We start from the raw sequence: 13100 nt of genomic DNA on the forward strand, positions 1-13100 counted from the left end.
AGCCAGTCGACGTACTCGTCGATGCCGATGCCGTCGTCGTGCGGGTTCATCACGTGATACGTCTCGAACCCTTCGACCACCTGGGAGCCGAGCGTGGTGACCGCCTCGGCGACGAACTCCACCGGCAGCGCGTCGAAGTGCGAACGCTGCCGGTTGCCCTCGGCGTCCAGCTGGTAGAACGACCGCGGAGCGATGCCGGTGGCCACCAGGCTCAGCACCATCCGGGTGAACATGTCCGACAGGTTGAACTGGCCGGCGTAGCTGGTGTCGGACAGGATCATGTCCGAGCGGAACACCGAGACGGGCAGCCCGCACAGGTCGTTGGCCTCGCGCAGCAGCACCTCGCCGGCCCACTTGCTGTTCCCGTAGCCGTTGGCGTAGCTGCCGTCGACCTTGCGGATCGGGCTGATGACGCGGATGTCGGCGTCTTCGGTGAACGCCGCCGGATCGATCTGGCGGCCGACGTCCGAGGTCGACACGTACGCGTAGGGCTTCATCCTGCTGGTCAGCGCGATCCGGATCAGCTCGGCCGTGCCCGCGACGTTCGGGCCGAACAGCTCGCTGTAAGGCAGCACGCCGTTGACCAGGGCCGCCGAGTCGACGATCAGGTCGACGGTGTCGGCCAGCCGCTCCCACGTCTGCTCGTCGAGACCCAGGCCGGGCTGACCCTTGTCACCGGCGATCACCTCGAGGTGGTCGGCCGCGAGGTCCTGGAAGTAACGCAGCAGCTTCGGGTCACCGCTGTCGAACGTCTTCTCCAGCCGCTGCCGCGCCTCCTCGTCGGAGCCGCCCCGCACCAAGCAGATCAGCTTGCCGCCCACCAACTCGAGCTGCTCGAGCCACTGCAGCGCCAGATAACGCCCCAGGAACCCCGTCGCCCCCGTCAACAGGACCGTCCGCACCTCCGAGCTCGGCCCCGGCAGCGCGGGCGCGGCGCTCAGCGTCGCGGCATCGATGAACCTGTCCAGAGTGAGATCGCTGGCGTAGACCTGCGTGGCATCAGGTCCGTGCACGGAGGCGAAGCTGGGGCCGCCGGCCTCGGCTTCGCCCGCAGAGCCGGCATCGCGTTCGGCCCGGTGGGCGAGGCCCCGCACCGACGGCGCCTCGAACAGGGTGCGCACCGAGAGGTTGGCGTCGAGGGCCGTGTTGATCTCGGCGATCACCCGCATCGCGGACAGCGAATCGCCGCCCAGGTCGAAGAACGAATCCTCGACCGACACCCGCTGCAATCCGAGCACGCGGCCGTAGATGTCGGCCAGGGTCTCCTCCACCGGCGTGGCCGGGGCCCGGTACTCGCCACCGGTCTTCTGGTACTCGGGGGCGGGCAGGGCGCGCTTGTCGAGCTTGCCGTTGACGGTCAGCGGCAGCGCGTCCAGCACGACCACCGCGACCGGCACCATGTAGGCGGGCAGGCGCTCACCCAGCTGGGCCCGAACCTGGGCGGGGTCGGCGGTGCCGGTGATGTAACCGACCAGCCGCTTGTCGCCGGGGCGATCCTCGCGGGCGATCACCGCCGCCTGCTCCACCCCGTCCAGACCCGCCAGGGCGGCCTGGATTTCGCCGAGCTCGATGCGGTAGCCGCGGATCTTGACCTGCTCGTCGACTCGGCCCAGGTACTGCAGTTGGCCGTCGGCGCCCCAGCGCACCAGGTCCCCGGTGCGATACATCCGGGCGCCGGGCGCTCCGAACGGGCAGGCGATGAACCGCGAGGCCGTCAGGCCCGGGCGGCGCGCATAGCCGGACGCCACGCCGCGACCGGCGATGTACAGCTCACCGACGACGCCTTCGGGCGCCGGCCGCAGCCACTTGTCCAGGACGAACAGGGCGGCCCCGGGGACCGGGGAACCGATCGGCGCTCCGCCGTCCGCGCTCAACGGCGCGCTCATCGCCGCGTACACCGTGCCCTCGGTCGGACCGTAGGCGTTGATCAGCACCCGACCCGGCGCCCACCGCTCGACCACCTCGGGCGGGCAAGCCTCGCCGGCGACCACCAGGGCCATCGAGTCCAGCCCCTCCGGGGAGAGCATTCCCACCGCGGACGGGGTCTGGCTGAGCACGGTGACCTGCTCCGCGACCAGCAGCGCGTGCAGCTCCTTCGGGGAACCGGCCACCGACTCGGGCACCACGACCAGCCGGCCGCCGTGCAACAGCGCGCCGAAGATCTCGTGGACCGAGACGTCGAAGACCAGCGAATGCCACTGCGCCCACACACCCGGGTCCGGCAGGTCGGCGTGCAGCCTCTCGAGCAGCTGCGTCGCGTTGTGGTGCGTGACCGCCACGCCCTTCGGGACACCGGTGGTGCCGGACGTGTAGATCAGGTACGCGATGTCCTCGGGGGCCGGGCCCGGCAACGCCGTGGCGGGCTGGGCGTCCAACGACGGGTCGTTGACGTCGATCACCAACAGGTCGGAGCCGTCCAGCCGCGACCGCAACTCGGCCGTCGTGACGACGGCGACCGGCGCGGCGTCGGCGAGCACGAACTCGATCCGCGCCGCCGGGACCGCCGGGTCGATCGGCAGATAGGCCGCGCCGGTCTTCAGCACCGCCATGATCGACACGATCGCCTCGGCCGACCGGGACAGCAGCAGCGCCACGCTTTCGCCCGGCCGCGCGCCGTGCTCGGCCAGCAGGTGGGCCATCCGGTTCGCGGCCTCGTCGAGCTCGCGATAGCTCATCGAGTGGCCGTCGAACGTCAGCGCCGGCGCCTCCGGCGTCCGGGCCACCTGCTTGGCGAACAGCGACACGATCGACGCCTTCGCGCCCACGGGCGCGGTCAACACCGACCGGTTGCCCCACTCGTCGAGGCGGGCGCGCTCGCCCCCGTCCAAGACGTCCATCGAGGACAGCCGCTGACTGGAGTCGGCGGTCATGCCCGCCAGCACCCGCTGGAACCGTTCGATCAGCGACTCGATCCCGGCGGTGTCGAACACGCTCGTGTCGAACTCGACGCGCAGGCCCAGTTCACGGCCCGGAAGCGCCATCACCGAGAGCGGGTAGTGGTTGTACTCGCGGTTGGTGACGTCGGTGATCGCCAGCTCGTGGAAGCCCAGCGGCACGCTGGTGTCGATCGGGTAGTTCTCGTAGAGGAACAGCGTGTCGAAGAGCTGGTCGTGACCGGTGACGCGGTGAATCTCGTTCAGCGCCAAGTGCTCGTGCTCGATCGTGTTGTTGTGGGCGTTCTGCAGCTGCTGCAGCAGCTCGACCACGGTGGTGGCCGCGGTGATGTTGGCGCGCACCGGCACGGTGTTGATCAGCAAACCCACCATCGACTCGGCGCCGACCAGGTCGGCCGGCCGGCCGGACACCGCGGTGCCGAAGGCGACGTCGTGCTGGCCGGTCAGCCACATCAGCAGCTGCGCCCAGGCGCCCTGCAGCACGGTGTTGATGGTGGTGTGGCAGGAGCGGGCGAGTTCGCCCAGCGCCCGCGTCGTCTCGGCGGGCAGCCGGTACGACTCGACGCCCCGCCGGCCGAGGCCGAGCCGGGCCGGCGGCCCGACCAAGGTGGGCGCGTCGAACCCGGCCATCACCTCGGCCCAGGCGGCGCGGGCCGCCGTGCGGTCCTGGGCCGCGAGCCAGGTCAGGTAGCTGCGGTAGGACGCGCGCGCGGGCAACCGGTCGCCGTAGTAGCTCGTCAGGATCTCGCGCAGCATGATCGGCAGCGACCAGCCGTCCATCACGATGTGGTGGTTGGTCAGCACGAACCGGTGCCGGTTGTCGGCGGTGCGGATCAGCGCGGCGCGGAAGGCGGGCCGGCTGGCGAGGTCGCTGACCGCGGCGCGCTCGGCGGCGCAGAGCTGTTCGATCTTCTCGTCGGGGTCCAAGTCGTCTGCGCCGAGCTGGATGTACCGCCACGCCATCACCGGGTCGGCCGGGATGACCTGCACCGGCTCGCCGAACTGGGGGCAGAATCGGGCCGCCAGGTTGGGGTGCCGGTCGACCACGGCGTGCACGGCCTCGCGCAGCCGGTGCGCGTCGAGGTCTCCGGTCACGGTGATGCCGAGTTGCACCGCGTACACGTCGTCGCCCACGTCGTGCGCGAAGCTGGCGTGGAAGAGCAGCCCCTGCTGCAGCGGGGTCAACGGCAACACGTCGGCGACCGCGTACTGCTGGCATAGGTCGTCGAGCTGCTGCTGGGTCAGTCGAGCGGGCGCGATGTCCGACGGCGTGAACCCACCCCCGCCGCTGCGCACGTGCGCGCAGATGCCGGCCAGGGCCTCGAACCACAGCTGGCTCAACCGGCTGACCTGCTCGTGGTCCAGCGCCGAGGGCACCCAGGTCCAGTTCGCCTGCAGGTGCGGGCCGGCCTCGGTGTCCATGGTCCCGGCGTTGAGGTCGACGGTGTGCATCAGCGGCATCGGCAGCGCCGCGCTCGCGGCGCCGGTGAACGACAGGCTGTCCTGGCTGATCCGCCACATCTCGCCGGGCAGATCCGCCGCCGCGCCCAGCCGTCCCAGGTAGTTGAACCCGATGACCGGGTCCGACCCGTCCAGGTCGACGTCGGTGTTGACGTAACGCAGCAGCCCGTAGGTCAGCGGGTCGGGCAGGGCACGCAGTTGCTCCTTGGCCTTCTTGACCAGCGCTCCCAGCGCCCGGTCACCGGCCATCACCTGCGCCCAGTCCAGTTCGCCGACGGTCAGCGCGATGGGGTACTTGGTGGTGAACCACCCGACGGTGCGCGACAGGTCGACGTGCGGGCCCAGCTCCTCGTGCCGGCCGTGGCCCTCGACGTCGATGCCGATCGGGGCGCCGGTGCCGACGAACCGCGCCCACGCCAGCCCGAACGCGATCAGCAGGATGTCCTGGACGCCGGCGTGGAACGCCGCGGGCACCTCGCCCAGCAGCGACCGGGTGGTCTCCACGTCCAGCGACACCGAGAGCTGCTTGGCCGTCTCGTAGGTGTCGACGTCGGGGCGCACCGCCGGCAACAGCGCCGGGGTCGCCGCGACCTCGCGCCACGCCTCGGCCGTCTCGACGACCTCGGGCCGCTGGGCGTGCTCCTCCAGCATCGCCGACCACCGGGCGAACGAGGTTCCGCCCGTCGGCAACGCCACGGGCTGCCCGCTGTGGTGCTGGGCCCAGGCGATGTTCAAGTCTTCCAACAGGATTCGCCACGACACGCCGTCAACGGCCAGGTGGTGAATCATCAGCGCCAATTGGGCCGTGGATTCCGCCCACACGGCGCGGAACATGATGCCCGCGGCGGGGTTCAGCTGCGAGCGCGCCGCCACCAGCGCCGCGTCGGACAGCGCGTCGACGGTGTGCATGCACGTGCCGGCGTCGACCGAGCCGACCTCGGGCACATGCATCGACCAGCCGCCCGCGCCGTCGTCGTCGACCCGCAGCCGCAGCGTGGCGTGCCGGTCGAGCAGCGACTGCAGGACCACCTGCACGTCGTCGCGGGTGACGCCGGCCGGGGCCTGCACCACCATGGTCTGGTTGAACTGGTCTGTCGGGCCCTCGACCTGCTGCAGCCAGCGCATGATCGGGGTCGCCGACACCGGGCCGATGCCCTCGTCGACTTCCTCGTCGTCGGAGGCCACGCGGGCCACCCGGGCCAGCTTGGCCACGGTCTGCTCGACGAAGACGTCGCGCGGCCGGCACACCACGCCGGCCGCCCGGGCGCGCGCCACCACCTGCATGGACAGGATGCTGTCGCCGCCGAGGTCGAAGAACGAGTCGTCCACACCGACCCGCTCGAGTCCCAGGACCTGGGCGTAGATGGCGGTCAGCGTCTCTTCGACTGCCGTGGTGGGTGCGCGGTATTCGCCGCTGGTCTTGTGGTACTCGGGGGCCGGCAGGGCGCGCTTGTCGAGCTTGCCGTTGACCGTCAGCGGCAGGGCATCCAGCACCACGACGGCCGCGGGCACCATGTAGCTGGGCAGCCGCTCGCCGAGCCGGGTGCGGATCTCGGCCGGATCGGCCGTCCCCGTCACGTAGCCCACCAGCCGCTTGTCGCCGGGCCGGTCCTCGCGGGCGATGACGGCCGCCTGGTCCACGCCGTCCAGCGCGGCGAGCGCCGACTGGATCTCGCCGAGCTCGATGCGGTAGCCGCGGATCTTGACCTGCTCGTCGGCGCGGCCCAGGTACTGCAGCTGGCCGTCGACGCCCCAGCGCACCAAGTCGCCGGTGCGGTACATGCGCGCACCGGGCGCCCCGAACGGGCAGGCGATGAAGCGCGAGGCCGTCAGGCCCGGCCGGCGGACATATCCGGATGCCACGCCGCGACCGGCGATGTACAGCTCGCCGACGACGCCCTCCGGCGCGGGGCGCAACCACTTGTCGAGCACGAAGAGCGCCGCCCCGGGCACGGGCGAGCCGATCGGCGGCGCCCCGGACTCCGCCTTCAGCGGCGCGCTCATCGACGCATAGACCGTGCCCTCGGTCGGGCCGTAGGCGTTGATCATCACGCGGCGCGGGGCCCAGCGATCCACCACCTCGGACGGGCAGGCCTCGCCGGCCACGATCAGGGCGGTCGCATCCAAGCCATCGGGCGACAGCATCCCCACCGCCGACGGGGTCTGGCACAACACGGTGACCTTCTCCGCGACCAGCAGCGCGTGCAGCTCATCCGGCGATCCGGCCACCGACTCGGGCACCACGACCAGCCGGCCACCGTGCAGCAGCGGGCCCCAGATCTCCCACACCGACACGTCGAACACCAGCGAATGCCACTGCGACCACACACCGGCCTTCGGCAGGTCGGCGGGCAGCTTGTTCAGCAGCTGGGTGACGTTCTGGTGCGTGACCGCCACACCCTTCGGGGTACCGGTCGTGCCCGAGGTGTAGATCATGTACGCGATGTCCTCGGGGGCCGGCCCGTCCAGCGCCGAGCTCGGCTGGTCTTCCACCGCCGGGTCGGCCACGTCGACGACCAGCAGGTCGAACCCGTCCAGGCGTGAGCGCAGTTCGCCCGTCGTGACCGCGGCGACCGGCGCCGCGTCGCCGAGCATGAACTCCATGCGGGCCGCCGGGACCGCCGGGTCGATGGGCAGGTACGCCGCACCGGTCTTGAGCACCGCCAGGATGGACACGATCGCCTCGGCCGAGCGCGACAGCAGCAGCGCCACACACGCACCCGGGCGCGCGCCGTGGTCGGCCAGCAGGTGCGCGAGCCGGTTCGCGGCCTCGTCGAGTTCGGCGTAGGTCAGCGAGCGGCCCTCGAACGTCAGCGCCGGAGCCTCCGGCACGCGCGCGACCTGCTTGGCGAACAACGCCGGAATCGACACCGCCCCCGTGACCGGAGCGGTCAGCACCTCCCGGTTGCCCCACTCGTCGAGGCGGTCGTGCTCGCCGCCATCAAGCAAGTCGATCGACAACAATCGCCGCCCCGCGCCGACGGTCATGACTGCTCCTCCACATCTGCGGTCATGGCTTCCAGCACGCGCCTGAACCGCTCAACCAACCTCTCGATTCTGCCCGTGTCGAAGACTTCTGTATCGAATTCGACACGAAGACTTATTTCGTGACCAGGCACGGCCTGGACCGACAGCGGGTAGTGGTTGTATTCCCGATTTGTGAAACCGCTAATAGCCAGCTCATCGACGGCAGACAACGCTGCGGTGTCGATCGGGTAGTTCTCGTACACGAACATGGTGTCGAACAATTGGTCGTGTCCCGTTACACGGTGGATCTCGTTGAGCGCCAGATGCTGGTGCTCGAGGGTGTCGTTGTAGGCGCCTTGTAGCTGGTTGAGCAGGTCGGCGATCGTGGTTTCGGCGCCGATCGTCGCCCGCACCGGCACCGTGTTGATCAGCAGCCCGACCATCTGGTCGGCGCCGGCCAAATCGGTCGGCCTGCCCGACACCGCTGTGCCGAAAGTCACATCGTGCTGACCGGTCAGCCACATCAGCAGCTGCGCCCACGCGGCCTGCAGCACGGTGCTCACGGTGGTGTGGCAGGAGCGGGCCAGTTCACCCAGCGCCCGCGTGGTCTCCGCCGACACCTGGAAGGAGGACACGCCGCGGGGGCCGAGGCTGACCCGGCCGGGCGGACCGACCAAGGTCGGCGCGTCGAAGCCGGCCAGCACCCGCCGCCACGCCGCCTGCGCCGCGCCGCGGTCCTGCGCCGCCAACCAGTCGACGAACTTGCGGTACGGCACCGGGGCGGGCAACTGCACCCCGTAGTAGGCAGCGAAGATCTCCTGCAGCAGGATCGGCTTCGACCAGCCATCGAGCACGATGTGGTGGTTCGTCAGCACGAACCGGTGCCGGTTGTCGGCGGTGCGGATCAGCGCGGCCCGGAAGGCCGGGCGCTCCGCCAGGTCGCAGACCGCGGCGCGCTCGGCGGCGCACAGCTGCTGGATCTGCTCTTCCGGTTCGGCGTCTTCGGCGTCGAGTTCGACGTAATGCCACGACAGGGCGGGCTCGGCCGACAAAACCTGCACGGGCTCGCCGAAATCCTCGATGAAGTGCGCCACCACGTTGGGATGCCGCTTGATCATCGTGTGCACGGCGTCGCGCAACCGGTGCGAGTCGAGGGCCCCGTTCACGCTGATGTCGAGTTGGACGGCGTACAGGTCGTCGCTGCCGTGCTCGCTGCCGGTGTGGAAGAGCAGGCCCTGCTGCAGCGGGGTCAACGGCAACACGTCGGCGACCGGGTAGCGCTGGCACAGCTCGTCGATGTCCCGCTGCGTCAACCGGGCGGGGGCCAGGTCCGACGGAGTCAGGCCGCCGCCACCGCTGCGGACGTGGCTGCAGATGCCGCTCAGCGCGTCGAACCACAATTCGCTCAGGCGGGCCACCTGGGCCTCGTCGAGCGCCGAGCGCGCCCAGGTCCAGTTGGCCTGCAGGAGCGGACCGCCCGCGGTGTCCAGGGTGCCGGCGTTGAGCTCGACGGTGTGCGGCAACGGCATCGGCACCGCGGTCGCCGCGCCGGCGGACGCAAGGCTGTCCTGGTCGAGCCGCCACAGTTCGCTGGACAGGTCGCCGGCGCCGCCCAGCCGCCCGAGGTAGTTGAACCCGATCACGGGGTCGGACACGTCCAGTTCGACGTCGGGATTCAGGTAGCGCAGCAGCCCGTAGGTCAGGCCGTCGGGCAGGGCGCGCAGCTGTTCCTTGGCGTCCTTGACCAGCGCCCCCAGCTCCGCCTCACCCGCGACGACCTGCCCCCAGGACAGCCCGCCGATCTGCAACGCGACCGGGTACTTGGTGGTGAACCAGCCCACCGTGCGGGACAGGTCGACGTGCGGGCCCAACTCCTCTTGGCGGCCGTGGCCCTCGACGTCGATGCCGATCGGCGCGCCCGTGCCCACAAACTGCGCCCAGGCCAACCCGAACGCGATCAACAGGATGTCCTGCACGCCGGCGTGGAACGCCGCGGGCACCTCGCCCAGCAACAACCGGGTGGTGTCGGCGTCCAGCGACACCGACAGCTGTCCCGCACTGACGTAGGTGTCGATGTCGGGCCGAACCGACGGCAACGGCGCCGGGGTCGACGAGATCTGCCGCCACGCGTCGGCCGTCTCGGCGACGTCCGGTCGGCGCGCGTGCTCCGCCAGCAGCGACGACCACCGCGCGAACGACATGCCGCCCACCGGCAGCGCCACCGGCTGCCCGCTGTGGTGTTGAGCCCAGGCGATGTTCAAGTCTTCCAACAGGATTCGCCACGACACGCCGTCGACGGCCAGGTGGTGAATGATCAGCGCCAGCTGGCCGGTGGCGGGCACCCACACCGCGCGCAGCATCGCGCCGCTGGCCGGGTTCAGCTGCGCGACCGCCGTCGACAACGCCGCGTCGGACAACGTCTCCACGGTGTGCACGCAACCGGCGGCGTCGACTTCGCCGACCTCGGACACCCGCAGCGACCAGCCGCCCGCGCCGTCGTCGTCGACCCGCAGCCGCAGCATCGCGTGCCGATCCAGCAAAGCCTGCAGCACCAGCACGACGTCGGCTTCGCCGACCCCCGCCGGGGCCTGCACCACCATCGTCTGGTTGAACTGCTCGACCGGACCGTCGACGCTGTGCAGCCAGCGCATGATCGGGGTCGCGACCACCGGCCCGATGCCCTCGTCGACCACGTCGTCGTCGGTGGCCAGCGAGGCCACCCGGGCCAGCCGGGCCACGCTCTGCTCGACGAAGATGTCGCGCGGGCGGCAGACGACGCCGGCCGCCCGGGCGCGGGCGACGACCTGCATCGACAGGATGCTGTCGCCGCCGAGGTCGAAGAACGAATCGTCGACGCCGACGCGCTCGACTCCGAGCACCTGGGCGTAGATGCCGGCCAGGATCTCCTCGATGGCGGTGCTCGGGGCGCGGTAATGATCGGAGTCGGAGTATTCCGGCGCCGGCAGCGCGCGGGTGTCGAGTTTGCCGTTGACGGTCAGCGGCAGCGCCTCGAGCACCACCACCGCGGTGGGCACCATGTAGGTCGGCAGCCGCTCGCCGAGCTGATTGCGGATCTCGGCCGGGTCGGCGGTTCCGGTCACGTAGCCCACCAGCCGCTTGTCGCCGGGGCGGTCCTCGCGGGCGATCACGGCCGCCTCGTTGACGCCGTCCAGCGCGGCCAGGGCGGCGTGCACCTCGCCGAGCTCGATGCGGTAGCCGCGGATCTTGACCTGCTCGTCGGCGCGGCCCATGTATTGCAGCTGGCCGTCGGCGCCCCAGCGCACCAGGTCGCCGGTGCGGTACATGCGGGCACCGGACCCGCCGAACGGGCACGCCACAAACCGGGTGGCGGACAGCCCGGACCGGCCCACATACCCGTACGCCAGGCCCCGGCCGGCCACGTACAACTCGCCGACCACGCCTTCCGGCACGGGGCGCAGCCACCCGTCCAGGACGAAGAAGCCCAGGTGGGCCAGCGGCACGCCGATCGGGCTGGCGTTGGTGTCGACATCTCCGTCGACGATCTCCCGGAACGAGGCGTGCACCGTGGTCTCGGTGATGCCGTACATATTGATCAGGCGCGGCAGCCCGGGGTGGTGGTGCAGCCACTTGCCCAGCCGGTGGGGTTCGAGCGCCTCGCCGCCGAACACCACCGTCTGCAGCTTCAGCTGCTGGCCCAGCTCGGGTGCCAGCGAATCCGCGGTCTGCAGCGCGTAGAACGCCGACGGCGTCTGGCTCAGCACGCTGACCTGTTCCCGAACCAGCATCGCGTGCAGCTCTTCGGGCGAGCGGACCACCGCGTCGGGGACGATCACCAGCCGGCCGCCGTACAACAGCGACCCGAAGATCTCCCACACCGAGAAGTCGAAGGCCAGCGAGTGGCACTGCGTCCACACCTGCCCCAGCGCCAGCTGCGCGTCTAAGGACTCCAGCAGCTGGGTGACGTTGCGGTGTGGCACGGCCACGCCCTTGGGCGTGCCGGTGGTTCCGGACGTGTAGATGATGTAGGCGATGTTGTCCGGCGCCGGCGCGGGCAGCCCGTCGCCGGTCTGGCCGGCGACGGCGGGGTCGTCGAAATCGATGACGTCCAGGTTTTGGCCGTCGAGCCTCGACCGCACCTCGGCGGTGGTGACGGCGGCGATGGGTGCGGCATCCCCGAGCACGAACTCGATGCGCGCCGCCGGCACCGTCGGGTCGACGGGCAGGTAGGCCGCCCCGGTCTTGAGAACCGCCAGGATCGCCACGACGGCCTCGGCCGTCCTGGGGAACAGCACCGCGACGCGCTCCCCCGGGCCGGCGCCCCGGCTCACCAGCAGGTGGGCCAGGCGGTTCGCGGACTCCTCGACCTCGCCGTACGTCCAGGAGCGGTCGCCGTCCGTGATCGCCACCGCGTCGGGGCCGCGGGCCGCCTGCGCGGCGAACAGCTCCGGAATCGACGCCAGTTTGGGCGCCGCCTCGGCCAGCACCGGCCGGTTGCCCCAGTCGTCGAGCCGGGTGTGCTCGGCGGCGTCGAGCAGGTCGACCGAGGACAGGCGGCGGGCGGGGTCGGCCGTCATCGCCACCATCACCTGCTGCAGCCGGTCGATGAGCGTGTTGATGGCGGCGGCGGTGAACACCTCGGTGTCGAATTCGACGCGCAGGCTCAGCTCGTGACCCGGCGAGGCCACCACGGACAGCGGGTAGTGGTTGTATTCGCGGCTGCTGAAGTCGGTGATGGCCAGCTCGTGCACGCCCAGCAGCGCACCCGCGTCGATCGGGTAGTTCTCGTAGAGGAACAGGGTGTCGAACAACTGGTCGTGGCCGGTGACCCGGTGGATCTCGGGCAGGGCCAGGTGCTGGTAGTCGACGGTGTCGTTGTGCAGGCGTTGCAGCTGGTCGAGCAGGTCGGCGACGGTGGTGGTCGCGGTGATGGTCGCCCGCACGGGCACCGTGTTGATCAGCAGGCCGACCATCGCGTCCGCGCCCGGCAGTTCGGTGGGACGTCCCGAGACGGCGGTGCCGAAGGCGACGTCGTGCTGGCCGGTCAGCCACGTGAGCAGCTGCGTCCACGCGCCCTGCAGCACGGTGCTGATGGTGGTGCGGCAGGAGCGCGCCAGCTCGCCCAGCGCGTGCGTGGTGTCGGCGGGCACGTGGAAGGCGGCTACGCCGCGCTTCCCGATCTGCCCGAGCGGGCCGACCAGGGTGGGGGTCTCGAAGCCGGCCAGCGCCTGGGCCCACGCCGCTTGGGCGGCGGCGCGGTCCTGGTTGGTGAGCCACGTGACGAAGCTGCGGTACGACGGCGCGGCGGGCAACCGTTCCCCGTAGTAGCTGGCGAACACTTCCTGCAGCAGCACGGGCAGCGACCAGCCGTCGACCACGATGTGGTGGATGGTCAGCACGAACCGATGCCGGTCGCCCGCCGTGCGGATCAGCGCGCCCCGGAATGACGGCTTGTCGGCCAGGTCGCACACCGCGGCGCGTTCGTCGGCGCACAGCTGCTCGACCTGCTCGTCGACGTCGCCGCCGTCCAGCTCGACATACCGCCAGGCCATCTGGGGCTCGGCCGGAATGATCTGCACGGGCTCGCCGAAGTCCTCGGAGAACCGGGCGACCAGGTTGGGGTGGCGCCTGACGGCGGTGTGGACCGCCTCGCGCAGGCGCGCCGCGTCGAGCGCACCGCTGACGGTGATCCCGAGCTGCACCGCATAGAGGTCGTCCATGTCCTGCGCGAAGGCGGTGTGGAAAAGCAGTCCCTGCTGCACCGGGGTCAGTGGCAGCACGTCGGCGACGCCGCCCTGC

At 70.9% G+C, this 13100-nt stretch carries 2 protein-coding genes; both read right to left on the reverse strand.

From position 1 onward, the window contains the following. On the reverse strand, positions 1-7343 hold a 7343-nt coding region (locus tag A5704_RS06035; RefSeq protein ID WP_067887886.1), incomplete at its 3' end, for a non-ribosomal peptide synthetase. After that, the gene (locus tag A5704_RS06040) at positions 7340-13081 is read right to left on the reverse strand and encodes an amino acid adenylation domain-containing protein (RefSeq protein WP_369828426.1); all 5742 of its coding nucleotides are present in this window, start codon (positions 13079-13081) and stop codon (positions 7340-7342) included. The genes A5704_RS06040 and A5704_RS06035, both read right to left, overlap by 4 nt. Between the last annotated feature and the right edge of the window lie 19 nt (positions 13082-13100).

It is taken from the genome of Mycobacterium sp. E735, assembly GCF_001666955.1.
Taxonomy (GTDB): domain Bacteria; phylum Actinomycetota; class Actinomycetes; order Mycobacteriales; family Mycobacteriaceae; genus Mycobacterium.